Source organism: Mediterraneibacter sp. (assembly GCF_030825015.1).
Lineage (GTDB): Bacteria > Bacillota > Clostridia > Lachnospirales > Lachnospiraceae > Mediterraneibacter.
The window spans coordinates 1-21,933 of record NZ_JAPJQP010000004.1 but is presented as its reverse complement, the minus strand read 5'-3'; the positions used below and the strand labels follow the sequence as shown (position 1 = coordinate 21,933).

Sequence of the window (21,933 nt, the reverse complement as noted above, 5' to 3'; positions counted from 1 at the left end):
TTTTTTTGTAATTGACATCTGAAAAATCTCGGGGCATACTTATTGCAGAAAGAGAGGCTGGAGACTGTATTTACAGGAAGTAAGGCAAAAAGCAATAATGCCGCATGAAAAAGACGGGAGGCTGTATTTATGATCGGAGGACGCTTACTCCATGGCGGAGATTACAATCCGGAACAGTGGCTTGCATATCCGGAGATATTGGAAGAAGATTTAGAACTGATGAAACAGGCAAATGTAAATTGCGTGACGCTCGGAGTGTTTTCGTGGGCGGAGTTAGAACCGGAAGAAGGCATTTATACGTTTGAATGGCTGGAAGAGATAATTGATAAGCTCAATGAGAGGGGAATACAAGTTGTTTTGGCAACTCCGTCAGGAGCAATGCCGCATTGGCTTACACAGAAGTATCCGGAAACGCTTCAGGTGCAGGCTGACGGCACGGTAAATCTGCCTGGAAAACGCCATAATTTCTGTTATTCTTCCCCGGTTATAAGGCGTAAAGTCAGTCAGATAGACCGAGAGCTTGCACGGCGTTTCGGGAAGAAAGAAAATGTGATCCTTTGGCATATTTCAAATGAGTTAGGGGGAAACTTCGGAGATTCTACGTGCCATTGTGAAAAATGTCAGGCAAAGTTTCGGGAGTGGCTGAAAGAGAAGTACAAAACGCTTGAGGAACTTAACGCAGCCTGGTGGACAGGCTTTTGGAGTCATAAATATACAGACTGGGAACAGATTCACAGTCCTTCCCCACAGGGGGAGTGTCTGACGACAGCGTTGACTTTGGACTGGCGTAGATTTTCTTCGGAGCAGATTACAGATTTTTGCAAAATGGAAGCCGATATATTGAAAGAATTCTCAGATCTTCCGACAACGACGAATCTGATGGGATTTTTCAAAGGAGTTGATTATAATGTTCTCAAAAACGCAGTAGACATTGTATCTTGGGATAATTATCCGTTCTGGCATGAACGGAAAGATGAAGTCCCAGAGGCAGTGTATACTGCCGCCGGACACGCGCTTATGCGAAGTTTGAAAAAAGAGCCGTTTCTTTTAATGGAAAGTACGCCGTCTTTAGTGAGCTGGCGCGTTCATAATCCGTTGAAAAGACCGGGGATGCATATGCTTTCTTCGATGCAGGCGATTGCTCATGGGGCAGATTCCGTTCAGTATTTTCAGTGGAGAAAAAGCAGAGGCGGCTATGAAAAATTTCATGGGGCAGTGGTAGACCATAAGAATAGCTCTGATACGAGAACGTTTCGGGAAGTGGCGGAAGTCGGGAAACGGCTGGAACATTTAAACGGGGAAATCGATCCTTTTTTTAATCAGGCGAAAGCGGCAATTATTTTTGACTGGGAAAACTGGTGGGCGGTAGAAGATACGAGCGGCCCGCGCCAGGATCTTGATTATGTAAAATGCGTGACAGATCATTACCGTGCGTTTTGGGAGCAGGGAGTTGAGGCTGATTTCGTGAGTATGGATGCTGATTTTTCGGGGTATCAGTTACTTGCAGCTCCGCTCAATTATATGTATAAAAAAGGATATGCTGAAAAGGTCAGATCATTTGTAAACGCAGGCGGAACTTATGTGACAACATATTTCAGCGGGATTGTAAATGAAACCGATCTCTGTTTTATAGGGGAGCATCCGCTGGAAGATGTGCTTGGAATTGTCTCTGAAGAACTGGACGCTCCGTCAGATGAGTTTGGAAATTGTTTTGAATATAAAGGAAAAGAATATCCGGCGCATACGATGTGCGATATCGTTCGTGCAAAGGATAAGACGGAAGTTTATTCTGTTTATCAAAAAGAATTCTATAAAGGCTGTCCGGTAGTGACTGAAAATGTATATGGAAAAGGCAGTGCATACTATCTTGCGGCACAGTCGGATCAGCAGTTTCTCAAAGCGTTTTACAAAGATGTGTTTGGGAAGGCAGGTCTTTTGGAATCATCTTCGTCTGTCGGCAGCATCTCGGAACATCTTCCTTATGGTGTGACTGTTGCGAAGCGAGAAGATGAAACCGGAGAAAAAGGTCTTATCTTTGTGATGAATTTCAATGACAGACAGGTTCGGCTGGAAGGTATCGGAAAACAGATGGACGCAGAGAGCGGAGCAGTATATGAAAACGTGCTGCAAATGGAACCGTTTTCATGTACGATCTTGAAGTTGAAATAAAGAGGGCAGTACGAGTGTTATGAAACGGCAGGACAAGAGTCTTAAGACGAATAAAAGAAAAAGGCAGAGAAAGAAGGAATCAATATATGCAGTCAGCGGCAGATTTAAGAAGTTTATTGAACAGGATCGATCATCGCGGTTATCCTGCTTATAAAGATACGAAAGGAACATACCGATTTCCGGGATATGTGCTTTCTATAGATCATGTGCAGGGAGATCCGTTTGCGTCTCCGTCAAAAGTGAGCGTGCATGTAGAGGGGAAGACGGCGGCATTTCCAAGAGAACTTTACTGTGGGAAAGAGCAGCGAATCGCGCTTCAGGATGAACTGACGCGGCAGTTTGCAAAAAAGGCGGATCGGTTTGCTTTTCAGGCGAAAGGCTCTGGAAAAAGCGGGATGATTGCAGTGAGCCGCTGCGGGCAGGAAGTGCTGGAACGCACAGCTTGCAGGCTTGATCCGAACAGTGGAGATATTGTCTTGCGGATGGAGATCGGTTTTCCTGCAAATGGAAGAACAATCAATGCACGGGAACTTGAAAAGATCTTGTTTCAGTTTGTGCCGGAATGTGTGAAGGCTTCATTGTTTTATAAAAATGCAGATGCAGAGCGTCTTCGTGAAATTATAGATCTTGCGGAAGATCAACTGTATATAAGAGATCAGCTTCCGAAACTCGGACTTTGCGCTTTTGTGGCAAACGGAAGTATTCTTCCGAGGGAATCCGGCGTCTCTTCCAAGCCGATGCGCGGCGGGGTGAAGTTTCGGTCTCCGAAAGAGCAGGAAGTAACGATCAAGCTTCCGCATGCCGGAGTGATAAGCGGAATGGGGATCAAAAAAGGGATCACCCTTATCGTAGGCGGAGGATATCACGGGAAGTCTACGCTGTTAAAGGCGCTGGAAGCAGGCGTTTATCCGCATATTGCAGGCGACGGCCGGGAGTATGTGATCACTGATGATACGGCAGTAAAGATTCGAGCCGAGGATGGACGCAGTATTAAAAAGACGGATATTTCTATGTTTATTAATGATCTTCCGAATGGGAAGGATACGACCTCGTTCTGTACAGAAGACGCCAGTGGAAGTACGTCTCAGGCAGCAAATGTAATCGAAGGCATTGAAGCCGGAACGTCTTTGTTTTTAATCGATGAAGATACGAGCGCTACGAATTTTATGATACGGGATGAACTGATGCAAAGAGTCATTCATCGGGAGATGGAGCCGATCACGCCGTTTATCGAGCGGATCAGAGAACTGTATGAGGAGCAGGGGATTTCCACAGTGATCGTAGCCGGAAGTTCAGGCGCTTATTTCCATATTGCAGATACGATCATTCAAATGGATCGGTATGTGCCGAGAGATATTACGGAATATGCGAAAAAAGAAGCAGAGGCATTTCCGGCGATCAGTATTTTGCCAAAGACGGCGTCACAGCCTGATTTTAACAGGTGTCCGAGTGCGAATGCGGATCTGAAGGGGAACGACCGGATCAAGATGAAGACGATGGGAAAAGAAGCTGTTATGATCAACAAGGAAACGATCGATCTTCGGTATGTAGAACAGATTGCTGACAGTGAGCAGGTGACGGCTCTTGGATTTTGTGTGCGATACGCTCAAAAGCATCTTATGAACGGAAAGAAAAATCTGCGTCAGATTGTTGCTGAGATTGAAAAAGTTGTGGAAGAAGAGTCTCTGGATACATTGTGTGAAAGCAGATCGAGTATTGCGTGTATGGCGATGCCAAGAGCACAGGAAATCTTTGCCTGCTTTGACAGATATAGAAAACTGAAACTTTGACAAGTAGGATTTGGCAGAGAAAAGAATGGGAGAAATAAGATGATCTTAGAAAAAGGAAGACCGGAAAAGGAAGAAGGAAGATTAGAAAAGGAAATTCGGGTATATGATTTCCTTGACAGACTTGGAATTGAATATGAGCGGATCGACCATGAAGAGGCGATGACTATGGAGGCTTGTGAAGAGATTGATCGTGTGCTTGACGCACAGATCTGTAAGAATCTGTTTCTGTGTAATCGGCAGGAAACAGACTTTTATCTTCTTTTAATTCCGGCAGATAAGCCTTTTAAGACGAAATATCTGTCTGCACAGATCGGTTCGTCACGGCTGTCGTTTGCAAAGCCGGAGTATATGGAAAAATATCTGGATGTCACGCCGGGGTCTGTCAGTGTGCTCGGTCTTATGAACGACAGAGAAAAGAAAATACAGCTTTTGATCGATAAAGATGTGCTGGAGAGCGAGTATTTAGGATGTCATCCGTGTATGAACACGACAAGCATGAAATTTAAAATGTCAGATTTTACAGAGAAGATCCTCCCGGCGCTTGGACATGAGCCGAAGATGGTGGAGTTATAAGACGGCAGAGAAAGAAAACAACGAAGACGAAGCAGAAAGGAACAGGAGAATGAAATTTATACATTTATCAGATCTGCATATCGGAAAACATCTGTATCATTACAGTATGAAGGAAGATCAGGAACATATTTTAGAGGAAGTGATCGGATATGTGGAGAAACTTCAGCCTGACGCGGTTGTGATCGCAGGAGATATTTACGATAAGTCTGTTCCGTCGGCAGAAGCAGTCACAGTGTTTGATAATTTTCTGACACGGCTTTCGTCTGTAAGTCCTTCGGTGGCGATTCTGATCATTGCAGGAAATCATGATTCGGCTCAAAGGCTTGATTATGCCAGCCGCCTTCTCGGAAGCCGCGGAATTTATATTGCCGGGAAAGCTCCGGAAACAGAGGAGGAATATTTGAAAAAAATCGTATTGAAAGACGAGCATGGTCCGGTGAATTTTTATCTTCTTCCTTTTTTGAAGCCGGGGTATGTAAGGCTGTTGTGCGGAAATGAGATGCCGGAAAATTATACTGAGGCTGTTCATGCAGTTTTGAAGCGAGAGGATATTGACTTTTCAGAGCGGAACGTACTTGTATCTCATCAGTTTTATACAGGAAACGGCGAGACTCCTGAAACGTGCGATTCAGAACTTTTAAGTGTCGGAGGGATTGATAATGTGGATATTTCCTCGATCGGACAGTTTGATTATGCGGCGCTCGGGCATTTGCACAAGGCGCAGAGAGTTGGAGCGGATCATATCCGATATTGCGGAACGCTTCTGAAATATTCTGTCAGCGAAGCGGACTTGGAAAAGTTTCTTCATCTTGTGACAATAGGGAAAAAAGGAGAGAAGATCAAAATAGAGCAATTCCCTCTTCATCCCTTGCGGGATGTACAGAAAGTACGGGGGCAGCTTTCGGAAATCCTGAACCTGGCAGATCCGAAGAATCGGGATGATTATGTGAGCGTGACGCTTACAGACGATATCGACCCGTATAAACCGAAGGAACAGCTGGAAAAAGTGTACAGCCGTATTTTAGAAGTACGGATGGATAATGAACGGACGCGTAAAAAACTTGAGTTTAAGGATGAGGATATCCGAATCGAAAATCCATTGGAAACATTTTCGGACTTTTATGAAGAGATGCAGGGAAGAAGGCTGTCTTTAGAAGAGACGGAAATGATGACGCAGATTTTTGATGCGCTGAAAGGAGAGGAAAAATGAGACCGGTCAAACTTACGATGTCTGCGTTCGGTTCTTATTCCGGGGTGGAAACGATTGATTTTACGAAAGTTCAAGGAGGTTTGTTTCTCATTACCGGTGATACCGGAGCCGGAAAAACAACGATTTTCGATGCGGTGACATATGCCCTTTATGACAGGACAAGCGGTGGACGGCGCGATGGAAGTATGATGAGAAGCCAGTATGCGGATGATGAAACAGAAACATTTGTAGAATATACATTTGTTTATCGGGGAGATCAGTATACTATTCGAAGAAATCCGGAATATATGCGCGCCGGGAAGCGAAAAAACGCAGATGGAAAGATCCGTCTCGTAAAGGAGACGTCAAAAGTCAGTCTGCTTATGCCTGACGGGAGAGAATTTCGGGGAAAGAAACGTGAGATCGATCAGAAGATCGAGCAGATCATCGGATTAGATGCAGGACAGTTTACGCAGATCGCGATGATCGCGCAGGGGGATTTCCTGAGGCTTTTACATGCCGAATCAAAAGAGAGGAAGAAGATCTTTTCCAAGATTTTTCAGACGCAGATCTACCGGGATGTACAGGAAGAGTTAAAAGAACAGGGGAAAACGCTGTATATTAGTTTAAAAGAAAACGAAACCGATATTCGCAGAGAAATGGAACGGATCGATGCAGGACAGTCGGATGGACAAAAGATGTGGGAGGAACTGCTCTCACAGGAAATGCCTCCGGCTGAGTCTGTTTTAGGAGCGCTTGGGCAGATTTTAAAAGAAGAAAACGAAGGGTATGAAAAGCTGGAAGCAGAAGAAACAATGCTTCAAAAAGAATCAGAGCAGCTTCGTATTCTGATCGGGAAGAAGCAGGAGATTAATCGGATCTTTGAACTTCTGGAGCGGACAGAATCAGAATATAAAAAACTGCAGGAGCAAAGCCGGGAATATGAGATTTTAAAAGACCGCGCTTTACAAGGCGAGCGCTCGGAGCAGGCGAGAAGACTGGAAGTGCAGGCGCTTCGCACGAAGGAAGATGTGCGCCGGATCAAAGAAGAAATGATTGCGCTGAAAGAGTGGCTGGAAGTTCACGGAGAAGCGGAAAACAGACTGAAAGAAGAAGTTGAGCAGGCAGAGCGGGAAATGGAAGAGACTGAGCCCAAACTTAGAGAGCAGATTTTACGTTTGCGGGAGATTCTTCCGCGATATGCAAAAGTGCGGAAATTAAAGACGGAGTATGAAGAACAGATAGTTCGGATGACAAGGTGTATGGAACAGTGCAAAGCGGCATCTGAAGACTATGAAGAAAAGTACAGAGTCTTTTTTAGCGAACAGGCGGGAATTCTTGCGAAAGATCTTCGAGAAGGTCAGCCGTGTCCGGTGTGCGGTTCGGAGCATCATCCATGTAAAGCGGAAGTTTCCAAAGGCGGGGTTGATGAAAAGACAGTAGAAGAGGCAAAAAAGACCCGTGATGACGCCGAGCGGAATCGGGCGGAAGTTCAGGAAAAATATCAGGCAGTCCGCGCACAATTTGAAGCAGAAGAAAAAGCGCTTTTTGGAGAGAGGTATTCTGTGGAAGATGAAAAACAGGCGGAAAAACGGCTTGCAGAATATGAACGTCTGCTGGATCAAAAAAAGATGAGTCTGAAAAAACTTCAGGATGCTTACAGAAAAAGTGCAGAAGAGAACCGTCGTCAGGCAGGACGTCTGGAAAATCTGGCTGCGCAGAAAGCGGAATTAAAAGAGCGGTTTACACAGGAACAGGAAGCGTTTCGGCAGGAGATACGGCGGCAGCAGTTTGCAGATCAGGAGGAATACCGAGAGGCAAAAAAATGGATCGAAGGCTGGAGACAGATGAGCGATCAGGTAAAGACGTATGAAAGTCTGATCATTCAAAAGAAGAGCAGTGTCGAGACGTTGAAAGACCAGTTGAATGGAGAAAAGCGGCAGGAGACACAGGGAGATATCGGGAAAAAGGACGAAACAGACACACTTCTGAGAGAAAAGAATAAGCAGAGAATGGAGATCCATGGGAAAAACATTACCCACCAAAGTGCATATGACAACCTTAAAAAATATTTTGCGGCACAGGAAGAACTTCGGAAAAAGTATGAAGTAGTCAGCAATTTGAGCAGGACGGCGAACGGAGGCTTAAGTGGCAGCGTAAAACTTGATTTTGAGACGTACGTTCAGAGAAAGTATTTCCGGCAGATCATACAGGCGGCAAACCGAAGACTTGCGAAAATGACTTCCGGCGGTTTTATCTTACAGTGCAGGGAACTGAAAGATCTAAGCAGTCAGGGGCAGGCGGGATTAGATCTGGACGTATACGATCTGGTGACAGACTCTGTCCGTGATGTAAAATCGTTGTCAGGCGGAGAGTCATTTATGGCGGCGTTATCAATGGCGTTAGGGCTTGCGGATATTATTCAGAACACAGCCGGAGCGGTCAGCTTAGAGACGATGTTCGTAGATGAAGGGTTCGGTTCTCTGGATGATGTGTCCAGGGAGAGGGCGATCCGCATTTTGAAAGAGCTTGCAGGTGAGAAAGGTCTTGTAGGTATCATTTCTCATGTTAATGAACTGAAAGAACAGATTGATTGGAAACTGACTGTAACAAAAAGCGGACATGGAAGTCATGCCCGCTGGATAATATAGAAATTTTATAAAACTTTCTTGAAATACCGGATGCTGTACGGCGGCAGGACAAGCTGTCCGTTAAGTTCTGTTGCGGAACTGTCCTCGCTGTCTGCGATCGTTTCGTTTTCAAAGGAAAGAATCTGTTCATATGTGCCGTTTAACTCCTGGTGTCCGGCTGTGAATTCACTGTCGGATGCGTTGACGGCAACAAGGAATTGTTCCGTTTCTGTTTTGCGCTCAAAAATAAGCTGGTGATTTGTAATGACGATATTTCGGTAAGAGCCGCTGCACAGTGCGTCACTTTCTTTGCGAACAGCGATCAGGCGGCGGATCAGGTCAGTCAGATCGTTTGGCTTCGGAGCGTCAAAGCAAGGTCTTAAGGCATAATCATTATCCGGTGATTTCATTCCTTCTTCACCCCATTCGCTTCCGTAATAAATACATGGGATACCGGGCATACCGAACAGAAGTCCATAGGCAAGCGGAATATGGCGTTTGTTCGTCAATATGGAAGCAAGCCTTGTGACATCATGATTATCTGCAAAAGTCATGAGATGTTTTCCTCTGTAAATGCACCACTGCTCCGGTCCGTACTGGCGGTTTAACGAATGGGCGATCTCGAACAGGTTCATGCTGTTGAAGCTGGAATATAATCCTTTGTAACATTCGTAGTTTGTGCAGCTATGGAGCATTCCGTCATTGACGATCAGGTTGTAGTCTCCGAATAAAACTTCTCCCACAAGGGCGAATCCTGGTTTAAGCTCTTCGCAGAAAGAACGAAGACGGCGCATGAAATTGTGATCGAGAGAATAAGCGACATCAAGGCGAAGTCCGTCAATGCCGAATGTTTCGATCCACATTTTTACGCAGCTAAGAAGATGGTCTGTGACAGCGGGATTTTGCAGGTTTAACTTTACAAGCTCGTAGTGTCCTTCCCATCCTTCATACCAGAAACCGTCATTGTATGCGCTGTTTCCGTCGAAATTAATATAAAACCAGTCTTTATACGGAGAATCCCATTTCTTTTCAATGACGTCTTGAAATGCCCAAAATCCTCTGCCGACATGATTGAATACGCCGTCGAGCATGATTTTGATATTGTGTGAGTGCAGTGTTTCACATACTGTCTGAAAATCTTCGTTCGTTCCGAGTCTACAGTCAATCTTCATAAGATCTCTTGTATCATATCCGTGATTGTCTGATTCAAAAATCGGATTTAAAATAATTGATCCGATCCCGAGTTCTTCCAGATATTCTGCCCAGTCTGCGATTTTTAAAATACGATGTTCGGTCACACCGTCATTGTGCGTCGGCGCGCCGCAGAATCCGATCGGATAAATCTGATAAAAAGTTTCATTATAAGCCCACATAATTTCAGTCCTTTCATTTCCTATGTTTTAGCCATAAGCGGGACTGTTTTGCAGTGTGAATGAAAAAATCTGCGAAACAGATGACCTGAGCGTTATGGCTGAATGGGTATGAATTTATAGGTAGATTGTAACATATTGAGGCGGAATTGACATTAAAAAGTGTAGAAGATATACTAATAAAAGCAGAAAAACAAAGATAAAAAGAATGGAAACGGTAAAAGCAATGAATTTGATGGAGCGGATCCCGAAGGATTTTTATAAATTATTTGCAAGTAAGTACACGGATTATTATATGATGTTTCTCACGGCAATCTATGAGGAGATGAGTTTGTCTTATTCTGTGCTCGGATTAACAGAAAAAGAATGCCGCGCGGTTATGAATGAAAAAATTGCGTCGGCTGCGCTTTTATGGGATGAGGAAAATTATGATGAGGAAGGTGTTTTTCTTACCCGTTCAAATATGGCGTCTGTATGTCTGAAACATTTTGAAGAGTGGGGATGGCTGAAACAGGATTATGATGAGACTTTGAATAGTTACGTCGTAACGTTCCCCGAATATAGTCAGATGTATGTCGAATTGTTCAGCCGTCTGTTTGATGAAAATGAAGGGGAAGAGCGGGAAAGTGTGATGACGATATACAGTCATTTATATACTTACAGTTCTGATAAAGAAAAGAATCATGAGATATTAAAAAGCGCTCTTCGTGTTTCTAAAAAACTTGTACAGATGCTCGTAAATATGCAGGATGGTATGAGAAGCTATTTTGACGAGTTGTCCCGCCAAAAAGATTTTCGGGGAATACAGGACGTTCTTGTAAAGGAAATCAATAACAGCGACAGCCGAAAATACGCCATTTTGACGACGACAGACAGTTTTTATCGGTATAAAGAAGCCGTGAAAGAGCTGATTGATAAAAATTTGCAGGAAAATGATATAAGGCGACAGAAATTTTTGCAGGAGCTGGCAAAAGTCCGACCGGAGAAGAAAGAGGATCAAGAGGAGTCATTTGGAAAAATAAAGGAGCTTCGGCTGGAGCGATCAGCGGCTATGTGCGAGGAAGCGGCAGATACTCTGATACGGATCGAGAGGCAGTTTGATGCGATTGAGAGAAGATATAATAAGCTGATCGAACAGAAAACCATTTTTGCTTCCAGAGCCGCTGCGCGTATACGTTATGTTCTTCAAGAAGGAGCGGAAGAAGACCGCACGATCGTACTTGTTGATCTTTTGAATAAGAGCCGGAAGAAGGAAAAAATATTAACTGATCTGATGGAAAAGATCCGTCTGAGCAGACCTTACAAAGTGTTGAACGACGAAAGTCTGTATCGGCGTAAAGGCAGAGGGAAAGAAGTCTTTTCTCCGACTGCCGTTCTGCCGGAAGAACAACAGGAGAAAGATTTGGAATCGTTTGTTTTAAAACCCCTTTATACACAGAAAGAATTGCAGGAATTTAAAGAAAAAAACAGTGAAGGCAATGTATTTAAAGCAACGAGGAAGACTGTGCAGTCGGCGGAGGATTTGGAAAAACTGTTTTTTATATGGCAGGAAGCAACAGAAAATGCATTTGGCGGAGGAGAGATCACTGTCGGGGACGAGGAAGAAAATGAGCAGGGAATGCGTTTTTCTACATTGGAGATAAGGAAGGAATAAACCATGTTTGAGTATTTGGAAAGTGTGTCTGTTACTGAGGGAGAACAGATTAAGAAAACGATACAGTCATTGTTTCGTCAGACTTGTATTTTACAGGTGAAATATGATCCGGCGACATTGACGCCGCGGGATAATCCGCAATACGAGATTTGTGCAAGACACAGACATTTTATAGAAGATTATCTTTCCGTGCTTGGATGTGAACTTGTGCATGATGCACAGGAGCATGTTTTCCGTTTGACAGGTGACGGGGCAGCAGGAGAAAAACTGAACCTGACAGAAACGATTATCCTTCTGATCATAAAATTGATCTATAAAGACAAGATTATGGGCGAGGGGCTGAACGCGCCTGTTACGACACTGAAGGAAATGCGTGAATATGGAAAAAATACGAATCTGATCATAAGGAAATTGAAGGCGGCGGAGTGGAAAGAGTCGCTTTATCTGATGCGCCTTCATCAGATCATTGATGTGCCCGGAGCGGTGCGTGATGTGGAAGACGATACGCCGATCTATATTTACAGTACGATTAATCTGTATGTGACGGCGGGGGATATCAACGGATTGATCGAAGAATATAAAGAGGAGGCAGACGGATATGAAACAGCCGAAGAAAATTTTTACGAGAATGCTGATCAATAACTGGGGCGGCATCAGTCATAAAATATTGGAATTTCATGAATATGTCAATCTTTTCAGCGGAAAGAGCGGCTCTGGAAAATCAACGGTTATGGATGCGATACAGGTTGTGCTGTATGGAAGCGTGTCTGCTAACTTTTTAAACAAGGCGGCAGATGATTCAAAAAATAAGAGAAGTGTTTTGAGTTATCTTCGGGGAGCGCAAAAAGATGGAACAGTAAACAGAGGTTCCATTGATTTCTGTTCGCAGATTGTTTTGGAGATCGAAGATACGGTTACACATATCGTGACTTGTGTCGGGGCAGCTTTTGAAGTGGCAAAAGGGGATGCAGATCTGAAAAAATATACTTATTTCAGCCATTCAGGCAGGATCCCGGAAGATGAATATTTGAAAAATAATGTGCCTTACTCAATCGCACAGATTCGAAAACTTACGGAAGAAAGAAGCAGAAGCATCGATAACAGAGGGCGGGGCGAAGTGAATAAAGTCTATCCGTCAAAAGAAGCCTATCTTCATACGTTGTATGGCGAGATCTTCGGTCAGGTAGAACAGGGGCGTATGATCACTATGGAAAAAAGCGCTATCGCCCTTAAGATGACGAGCGGAACCGGACAGTTTATCAGAGATTATATGTTTCCGAAAACGAAAGAAGATACGGTGGCGACGATCAGCGAGCAGCTTGGCGCCTACAGGGAGATCAAAGAACGGGTGGAAGATCTGGAAAAGCGGATTGAAATGCTGGATCAGATCCAAAAGTATGACAGAGAATTAACGAATACGCGTGCGGAAAAAGTTCGGACAGAGACGATCTTAAAATGCATTGATATTGAAGAAAATACGATTCGTCTGAAAGGGCGGGAAAGTGATCTGGAGTCTGTTGAGAAAGAGGCGTCCGAGGCGGAAAAGAAGCAGGATCTTCTGCAGGAAGAACTGCAGAATGCGAGGGATGAAAGAGCGCGTGTACAGGCAGAATTAAACAGCAGCGATTATGGGAAAAAAGAGCAGGAACTGAAAGATTTAGAATACAGGATCCGCCTCCTGGCAGATAATTCCGCACAGTGGCGTCAGATCGTGAAAGGACTGAAGCGGTGGGGGGAAGAGGAAATGGTTACCGATTATGTAAGTAATCGGGCGCTGCATCTGATTCAGGACATCTGCGGCGGAGAAATTACGGAAATGGCGTGCAGGGAGCTGAGAACACACCTCAATTCGGCTCTTGATAATATTACGAACGAATTGTCGGAACTTCACCTTTCAATCCATGAAACAGAAAAAAATATTCGGGAAAAACAAGATGCCGTTGACGATCTCCAAAATGACAGAAAACCGTATCCGCCGGAATTAAAAAAGGCAAGACATGAACTGCAAAGTGCGTTGAGCGACCGATACGGAAGAAAGATCGAAGTTCATATTTTTGCAGATCTGTTCGATATTACGGACGAGAAATGGAAGAATGCGATTGAAGGACGGCTTGGTCGAATTAAAAAAAGTATGATTACAGAACCGGCATATGCCCTTGATGCGGCAAAAATATTCCGTCGTATGCAGCAGTTTGAAGAAGTGGATCTGATCAACAGCGCGGCGATTCAAAATGATTCTCCGGAAGCGGATAAAAATTCATTATATGAGGCGGTGCATGCGGAAAAAGGATATGCGGACCGATGTTTGAAACGTTATCTCGGAAGGATACAAAAATGTGAAACGGTAGAAGAGTTAAGCGCGGTGAAAGACGGAGTCACACCGGATTGTTATTCGTACAGCGGATATATGTTCCGTCATCTGCGCAGACGGGATTATACGAAAAATGCATGTATTGGTACAAAGGTGTCAAAGGCAAAATTAAGAGAACTGCAGGAGGAAATCGTAGATCTTCAAAGTTCGCTGATCGCAGATCGACAGATGGAAGCGGCGCTGAAAGAAGCGCAGCAGTTTGAACGGTTCGGTCAAGAGCCGGAGCAGTTGATGCGCCTTGCAGGTGCGGCGGATGAACTGGAAGACCATTATCGCCGTCAGGATCGGCTCAGAGAAGAGATCGCAGAGTTGAAAAACGGAACTTTGGCTGCAGAACTTCAGGCTCAAAAAGAGAAACTTACAACTGAGATTAATGAAAAGGAACAGGCGGCGAGAATCCTGCAGAAAAAGCAAGTTGAGATCGGCGAGAAGAAGGGCAATATAGAAGGGAAAATCAGGGAATTGAAAGAGAAGCTTGCATTTTTGACAAGCGGATATGTTCCTGATGAAGAAATATTTGCCGAAGTGAGAAACGTTTTGGAAACGAAGAGCGAGTCTTCTTATAAAAGGGAAATGACGACGGCATCAGAACGTCTTTCTGAAAAAGAGACAAACATTCAGGAAGAGAGGATAAAATCAAGAAACGTGTTTAACAATACTTATCCGGCGTATGGATTTTCCGGGGTTGAACACAGCAATGAAGTTTACGATAAGGTTTTGGAAAGATGCAGAAAAGATTTTGAACCGAAATATAAAGAAGAGTTTGAAAAACAATACGAGCTTGTCTACCATTCTCTGCGCGATAATGTGATCGCAACGATACATGGAGAAATCAAGGCAGCATACAGACACCGCAGGCAGATCAACAAAATGCTGTCGCAGATCCGTTTTTCAGACAGTATTTATCAGATTGATATTTCTCCTGCGAAAAATGAAAACGGACAGTTTTACGAGATGTTAATGGCAGAAGAATTGGACAGTAAAGTGACGGATCACGGTGGATTTGAAGGTCAGATGAGCCTGATGGAAGATGAGTTTTTCCGAAAATATGAACAGAAGATCCAGCTTCTTACAGAGAAGTTTATGCCGTCAAGAGATGAAGACGGGGCGGGGCGCGAAAGGCACAGAAATGAGATGGAACGCTTTGCAGATTACAGGAATTATTTGGATTTTAACATGTACGAGCAGTCTGTTGATGAAAATGGATTCGAGAAGAAGAATTATGTAGACGATATGGCGGGAGTTGATTCCGGTGGAGAGGGACAGAACCCGAAATATGTAGCGCTTCTTGCCGGATTTGCAATGCTGTATATGCAGCAGAGCAATCGGGATTCTAAGATCAGGCTTGTTCTCCTTGATGAGGCATTTTCCAAAATGGATAAAGAACGAAGTGAGGTCTGTCTGAAATATGCAAGAGAGCTGGAACTTCAACTGATCGTATGTGTACCGGATGAAAGGCTTCAGTCTCTGATTCGAAATGTAGACAGCGTATACGGATTCCGCAGATTCAGAAATCAGGTTACGATGATGCATATAGATAAAGGCAATTATCTCGATATGATCGCAGGAAAAAATGGATCAGAAGAAATGTAGAAAGCGGTTTTAAATGACGGGATAAGGATCGGGAGATTATGGAAAGAAGACAAGACAATGCAGAATTGCCTGTAAACGGAAATCAGTTGGCGAGATGGATCATTAAAAAGGCGGCAGAAAGTGAAGCTTATCGTGCGGGAATGCTGACAGGTATGAAACATCCGAAACCGGACAGAGAAATGATCAAAGCGTCAGGAGGATTGCCGGAACTGATCAGACAGGCAGATGAGTTGGAACAAAACGGATATATTCAGACGGAAAAAAGCAATTTGGGCGCGGATATGAAAAAAATCCGGTATTCCCTCGATATCGTTCCGAAGCTCTGTGAAGAAGAGGGGATTGAAGATCCTCGAAAACAACAGCTTCGATATATTGAACAAATGAAACGATTGCGCGTTGATGTGAAGGACAGCTTTTTGGAAGAGTATTACGATGAAATTATAAAAAGGCTGGAAAAGGGAAAGGTCGTAAAGTCTCCTGATCTGGAAGATCTTGATTTTTTTCGCTGTTTGAATGCGATTGTGAATTTGAAAGAACCTTTATGGATGCGTGTGTTCAGCGCTGCGGTGCTTAATGATTCTAAGCGCTTTAAAAAAGATTATGAGAAAAAAGTAACAGGTGTATTGACCAGATCGCCTTTGTACGAAGAGGGAATGTCTGATGATGAAATATTAAGCATTCATGGAATCCTTAGTTATACGCAGGTGATGGAGTGGAAAGGCCCTCTTTTATATAAATTGCAGTTAAAGAGTAAACAAGAACACAGTGAAAATCAGGAAAGAAAAAAAGAAGCGGAAAATCAAGAACGATCTGAGACAGCACCGGAAGTGAAAGAGGGGGAAATGGCAGCACAGGAAACGAAAGTGCAGAGAATGTCAGAAGCAGAGAAGAGTTCGGAAAGACAAAGACCACAAGAAACAGATCAGAAAGCAGAAGCAGAGTGCGCGCCTGAAAGGGATCTTGTAATAGACACAGCTCAAAATCAATATGGGACGGTTATTAATTCTCAGACATTGGAACGAGCTCTTCCGATTTTGATGAATGGTGTCCGGCAGATTATTACGATTGAAAATAAAGCGAATTATGAAGAAATGAAATATAGAGATGATACGCTTTATCTGTTCTGTCATGGTTTTTATTCTCCGAAAGAACGGGTTTTCTTGAAAAGGTTAACGGAAGTGGCAGAAGAAGGGATACAATATTTTCATTGGGGAGATATGGATCTGGGTGGAATCCGCATTTTTCAGTTTAATAAGAAAAATATTTTCCCGAAATTGCAGCCGTATAAAATGGATCGGAAAACATTTTTGGAAGCAGTCGAAAAAGGAGCGGGCATCCCGTTGGAAGAAAAGAAAAGAGAAAAACTGGAAAAGCTTGATGCGGGAGAGCTGGAAGATCTTAAAGACTGTATTTTGGAAAAAGGAATGGAGATTGAGCAGGAGATCTTACTGGCAGGAAATTTTATAGATGAAATATAATGAAAACTACAAAAGAAAGTAAGTTTTCGAAAAGGAAATAAGATATGCAGGCGGGAACTGACGTTTTGGGAAAGAGTTTGGAAAAAAGAAGACGACAGGTTTTGCGAAAAAGCTTGACATGCGCGGGAACAAGGATTATACTATTACAGCATGACTAAAGGAGAAACAGTATACGCCATAGCCCCGGAGTGTGCTGATTTCACATATACAAGTAAATGTTATCTGATGATTTTATAGGAGGAACACCCATGAAAACTTATATGGCTAACCCTGACAAGATTGAAAGAAAATGGTATGTGGTTGACGCTGAGGGATGTACACTCGGACGTCTCGCATCTGAGGTTGCTAAAGTGCTCAGAGGAAAAAACAAACCGGAGTACACACCGCACATTGATACAGGAGATTATGTGATCGTTGTCAATGCAGCGAAAGTAAAAGTAACAGGAAAGAAACTTCAGCAGAAGATCTACTACAATCACTCTGATTATGTAGGCGGAATGAAAGAGACTACACTTGCAGAGATGATGGCTAAGAAACCTGAGAAAGTGATCGAGCTGGCTGTTAAAGGAATGCTTCCGAAAGGACCTATGGGAAGAGACATGATCAAGAAGCTTCATGTTTATGCCGGAGCAGAACATGCAAATCAGGCTCAGAAGCCGGAAGTTCTGACATTTTAGGTAGAGGTTGAAAGGAGGATATAACAGTGGCTAACGCAAAATATTACGGAACAGGAAGAAGAAAAAAATCAATCGCAAGAGTATATCTTGTACCGGGAACAGGTAAAATCACGATCAACAAAAGAGATATCGACGAGTATCTTGGTCTTGAAACATTGAAAGTTGTTGTTCGCCAGCCGCTCGTGGCAACAGGAACAGCAGACAAATTTGATGTGATCGTTAATGTATGCGGTGGTGGTTACACAGGACAGGCAGGAGCGATCCGTCACGGAATCGCAAGAGCACTCCTTGAGGCTGACGCTGATTACAGACCGGTGCTTAAGAGCGCAGGTTACTTAACTCGTGATCCGAGAATGAAAGAGCGTAAGAAATACGGTCTCAAAGCAGCTCGTAGAGCTCCGCAGTTCTCCAAACGTTAATTATACGTTTCAGAACGTACAATTTCAAAAAGAATTTCAACCTCTCAGGGAATGTTCCCTGGGAGGTTTTTTAGTTTATTCAAAGCTTAAAATTCCAGTTTTTTAGTTAATTGTTTTGCTTGGCTTTTAGTTTGTACTGTAGTATGGTACAATATTTTATAATTATTGAGATTTGAAAAGCTGTAATATTATTTGATATAAGTTAAAATAACAATTGGAGGTAGTTGTATGTCAAGCGCAGCACAAAGAACAGAATTACAAGCACAGATATGGAAAATAGCGAATGAAGTTCGTGGATCTGTAGATGGATGGGATTTCAAACAATATGTATTAGGAATTCTTTTTTATCGTTTTATTAGTGAGAATTTTTCTAACTATATGGAAGGTGGAGATGACAGCATTCATTATGCAGAACTGGACGATACAATTATAACAAAAGAAATCAAAGAAGATGCCGTTAAAACAAAAGGATATTTTATTTATCCGAGTCAGCTGTTTTGTAGAATTGCAGAAAATGCAAATACAAATGAGAGTTTAAATACGGATTTAAAAACAATATTTGATGAGATTGAAAATTCCGCAAGTGGATATCCGTCTGAACAAGATATTAAAGGTCTATTTGCAGACTTTGACACGACAAGTAATAGATTGGGAAATACAGTAAAAGACAAAAATACACGCTTAGCAGCTGTTATAAAAGGGGTTGAAGGCCTCAATTTCGGAAATTTTGAAGATAATCAAATTGATTTGTTTGGTGATGCATATGAGTTTTTAATTTCGAATTATGCAGCTAATGCAGGGAAATCCGGTGGTGAATTTTTTACACCACAGTGTGTTTCAAAACTGATCGCAAAACTTGCAATACATGGTCAAACCAGCATTAACAAGATTTATGATCCAGCGGCAGGATCTGGGTCGCTGCTGTTACAAGCAAAGAAACAATTTGATGAACATGTAATCGAGGATGGATTTTTTGGTCAGGAAATAAATCATACAACGTATAATCTTGCGCGTATGAATATGTTTTTACACAATGTAAATTATGATAAGTTTAGCATTGCATTGGGTAATACACTTACGGAGCCGCATTTCGGGAATGATAAACCGTTTGATGCGATTGTGTCCAATCCGCCATATTCAATCAATTGGATTGGAAATGATGATCCTACATTGATTAATGATGAACGTTTTGCACCGGCAGGTGTATTGGCGCCTAAGTCAAAAGCGGATTTTGCCTTTATCCTTCATTCATTGAGTTATCTTTCGAGCAAAGGGAGAGCGGCAATTGTATGCTTTCCAGGGATATTTTACCGAGGGGGAGCGGAACAGAAAATTAGGAAGTATCTGGTGGATAATAATTTTGTAGAAACAGTTATCGCACTTGCACCAAATCTTTTCTATGGCACATCGATTGCTGTTAATATAATGGTGCTTTCAAAACATAAATCAGATACGAAAGTCCAATTTATAGATGCAAGTGGCGAGGAATTCTATAAAAAGGAAACGAATAATAATATTTTGACAGAAAAACATATTAAAAAAATAATGCAATTATTCAGTAGTAAAGAGGATAAAGAATATATTTCTAAATCTGTAGATAAAGATACAATTGCACATGAAAATTATAACTTATCCGTAAGCTCTTATGTCGATGCAAAAGATATAAGAGAAGTAATAGATATTAAGATTTTAAATGCTGAAATAAAAAAAACAGTAAAAAATATAGATAAACTTCGTGCTGAAATTGATGAGATTATTGCTGAAATTGAGGGATAGAGATGGGAAAAGAATTAAATTTTTTAATATATAATACACCTGATGAAGATGTGAGTATTCAAGCAGTAGTAAAAGATGAATCTATCTGGCTAACTCAAAAAGCAATGGCAGAGTTGTTTGGGTGCTCTACAGATAATATTTCCTTGCATTTGAAAAATATTTTTTCAGAAGGAGAATTGGATAAAAATTCAGTTACCGAGAAAATCTCGGCAACTGCTTCAGATGGAAAAAAATACTTGATGCAGTTTTATAATCTTGATGCAATTATTTCAGTTGGATATCGTGTTAATTCACGAAAAGCTACTAATTTTAGAATATGGGCAACAGGTGTTTTAAAGGAATATATGATTAAAGGCTTTGCAATAGATGATGAACGGCTAAAACAGGGAAAAACCGCATTTGGTAAAGATTATTTTAAAGAACTGTTAGAGAGGGTTCGCTCTATTCGCGCAAGTGAGCGAAGAATATGGCAACAAATTACGGATATATTTGCGGAATGCAGTATTGATTATGATAAAGATTCACAAACAACACATGACTTTTATGCGATGGTGCAAAATAAATTTCATTATGCAATTACAGGGCAAACAGCAGCTGAGATTATTGACGCAAAGGCAGACCATACAAAAGAGCACATGGGATTGGTTACATGGAAAAATTCGCCGGGGGGAAGGATTTTAAAATCAGATGTGATAATTGCAAAAAACTATCTTAATGAAAAACAGATTCGTCAGTTGGAGCGCACAGTGACAGGTTATTTTGATTATATTGAAGATTTGATCGAACGAGAAAATACATTTACTATGATTGAATTTGCAGATAGTATTAATGAATTTTTATCATTTAGAAAGTATGATGTATTAAAAGGAAAAGGTAAAATATCAAAGAAGGATGCCAATAAAAAAGCAACTAAGGAATACGATGAATTTAATAAGACACAGAATATTATATCAGATTTTGATAAAGAGGTAGAGAGATTGCTGCAAGGAAGAGAGGACAATAAATGAGTAAATTGAACGAATTGATTTCAGAATTATGTCCTGACGGAGTGGAATATGTATCGATAGGCGATGTTGTAAAATATGAGCAGCCAACAAAATATATTGTGAATAGTACAGAATACAACGATGATTTTTTTACGCCAGTACTCACAGCTGGACAATCCTTTATATTGGGATATACAAGTGAAACAGAAGGAATATACAATGCATCAAAAGATAATCCTGTAATAATTTTTGATGATTTTACAGGAGCTTTCAAATGGGTAGATTTTCCGTTTAAAGTAAAGTCTTCTGCAATGAAAATACTTACAGCTGATGAAAGTAAAATAATGATACGATACGTTTTTCATGTAATGGGGAGAATTGGATTTGTGTCTAATGAACATAAAAGATTATGGATTAGTACATATTCAGTGATAAAAATTCCATTTCCACCAATAGAAATTCAGAGTGAAATTGTCCGAATTTTGGACAATTTCACAGAGCTTACAGCAGAGCTTACAGCAGAGCTTACAGCAGAGTTTACAGCGAGGCAGAAACAATATGAGTATTATCGGGATAAGATGTTAGCATGTAATAAAGAAATTCCTATGGTGAAAATAAAGGATATTGCAACGGAGATGTATCGTGGAACAGGAATTAAACGAGATCAAATAACACCAGACGGGGTTCCGTGTGTTAGATATGGAGAAATTTACACTACTTATAATATTTGGTTCGATAAGTGCGTATCTCATACGCAGATAGAATATGTTTCATCTCCAAAATATTTTGAACACGGAGATATTTTGTTTGCGATTACAGGTGAAAGTGTTGAAGATATCGCAAAATCGGTTGCCTATGTAGGAATTGAAAAATGTTTGGCAGGTGGTGACATTGTTGTTATGAAGCACAAACAGAATCCCAAATATTTATCATATGTGTTATCAACATATGACGCAAGACAGCAAAAAAGCAAAGGAAAAATAAAAAGTAAGGTGGTTCATTCTAATGTTTCAGCAATAGCAAATATAGAAATTCCGCTACCATCATTAGAGATACAAGAGCGATATGTGAATGTATTGGACAATTTTGAATCCATCTGTTCGGACTTCAACATTGGATTGCCTGCCGAGATAAAGTTACGAAAAAAACAATATGAATTTTATCGGGATGCGCTCTTGACATTTGCTGAAACTGGCAATATGTTGTTGACAGACAGACAGACAGACAGACAGACAGACAGACAGACAGACAGACAGAC

Annotated in this window: 15 protein-coding genes; 14 read left to right on the top strand and 1 reads right to left on the bottom strand. The window is 41.9% G+C overall.

The genetic code is table 11. The features are described from left to right. Positions 1-129: 129 nt before the first annotated feature. The 5 genes from RCH61_RS03565 (at position 130) to RCH61_RS03545 (ending at position 8,372) form a co-directional block, all read left to right on the top strand. Positions 130-2,169 (top strand): beta-galactosidase, encoded by a 2,040-nt coding sequence (locus RCH61_RS03565; protein ID WP_178006529.1) that lies wholly within the window; start codon positions 130-132, stop codon positions 2,167-2,169. Positions 2,170-2,255: 86 nt separating this feature from the next. Continuing rightward, a complete protein-coding gene (locus tag RCH61_RS03560) occupies positions 2,256-3,959 on the top strand; it encodes an ABC-ATPase domain-containing protein (RefSeq protein WP_178006528.1) in 1,704 nt (567 codons plus the stop codon). Positions 3,960-3,998: 39 nt separating this feature from the next. Beyond that, positions 3,999-4,532, top strand: a complete 534-nt coding sequence (locus tag RCH61_RS03555) for a prolyl-tRNA synthetase associated domain-containing protein (RefSeq protein WP_178006527.1) — start codon at positions 3,999-4,001, stop codon at positions 4,530-4,532. 49 nt (positions 4,533-4,581) lie between these two features. Beyond that, positions 4,582-5,742 carry an exonuclease SbcCD subunit D gene (locus RCH61_RS03550; protein ID WP_178006526.1) on the top strand — a complete coding sequence of 387 codons (1,161 nt, stop codon included), beginning with the start codon at positions 4,582-4,584 and terminating at the stop codon, positions 5,740-5,742. Further along, entirely contained in the window at positions 5,739-8,372 is a 2,634-nt protein-coding gene (locus RCH61_RS03545) for an AAA family ATPase (RefSeq protein WP_306479894.1), read from the top strand. The genes RCH61_RS03550 and RCH61_RS03545 overlap by 4 nt, the downstream gene beginning before the upstream one ends. Positions 8,373-8,377: 5 nt before the next feature. Here the strand turns inward: RCH61_RS03545 and RCH61_RS03540 are convergent, their stop codons facing one another. Beyond that, entirely contained in the window at positions 8,378-9,724 is a 1,347-nt protein-coding gene (locus tag RCH61_RS03540; RefSeq protein ID WP_306479893.1) for an alpha-amylase family glycosyl hydrolase, read from the bottom strand. Positions 9,725-9,956: 232 nt separating this feature from the next. Here RCH61_RS03540 and RCH61_RS03535 point away from each other — a divergent pair, with 232 nt between their 5' ends. The 9 genes from RCH61_RS03535 to RCH61_RS03495 all read left to right on the top strand — a co-directional run. Continuing rightward, positions 9,957-11,375 (top strand): Wadjet anti-phage system protein JetA family protein, encoded by a 1,419-nt coding sequence (locus RCH61_RS03535; protein WP_306479951.1) that lies wholly within the window; start codon positions 9,957-9,959, stop codon positions 11,373-11,375. Between the two features lie 3 nt (positions 11,376-11,378). Continuing rightward, positions 11,379-12,017: a DUF4194 domain-containing protein gene (locus RCH61_RS03530; RefSeq protein ID WP_306479892.1), complete on the top strand. Its 639-nt coding sequence runs from the start codon at positions 11,379-11,381 to the stop codon at positions 12,015-12,017. After that, positions 11,974-15,339: an SbcC/MukB-like Walker B domain-containing protein gene (locus RCH61_RS03525; protein WP_306479891.1), complete on the top strand. Its 3,366-nt coding sequence runs from the start codon at positions 11,974-11,976 to the stop codon at positions 15,337-15,339. The genes RCH61_RS03530 and RCH61_RS03525 overlap by 44 nt, the downstream gene beginning before the upstream one ends. 38 nt (positions 15,340-15,377) lie before the next feature. Beyond that, positions 15,378-16,817, top strand: a complete 1,440-nt coding sequence (locus tag RCH61_RS03520; RefSeq protein ID WP_306479890.1) for a Wadjet anti-phage system protein JetD domain-containing protein — start codon at positions 15,378-15,380, stop codon at positions 16,815-16,817. Positions 16,818-17,065: 248 nt separating this feature from the next. Next, entirely contained in the window at positions 17,066-17,494 is a 429-nt protein-coding gene (rplM, locus tag RCH61_RS03515; protein WP_306479889.1) for a 50S ribosomal protein L13, read from the top strand. A gap of 26 nt (positions 17,495-17,520) precedes the next feature. Further along, positions 17,521-17,913 (top strand): 30S ribosomal protein S9, encoded by a 393-nt coding sequence (gene rpsI, locus RCH61_RS03510; protein ID WP_306479888.1) that lies wholly within the window; start codon positions 17,521-17,523, stop codon positions 17,911-17,913. A gap of 228 nt (positions 17,914-18,141) precedes the next feature. Beyond that, positions 18,142-19,689 (top strand): type I restriction-modification system subunit M, encoded by a 1,548-nt coding sequence (locus RCH61_RS03505; RefSeq protein WP_306479887.1) that lies wholly within the window; start codon positions 18,142-18,144, stop codon positions 19,687-19,689. A 2-nt stretch (positions 19,690-19,691) separates the two neighbouring features. After that, entirely contained in the window at positions 19,692-20,696 is a 1,005-nt protein-coding gene (locus RCH61_RS03500; RefSeq protein WP_306479886.1) for a virulence RhuM family protein, read from the top strand. Then, positions 20,693-21,933, top strand: a 1,241-nt coding sequence (locus RCH61_RS03495; protein ID WP_306479885.1) for a restriction endonuclease subunit S, incomplete at its 3' end; no start/stop codon positions are given. The genes RCH61_RS03500 and RCH61_RS03495, both read left to right, overlap by 4 nt.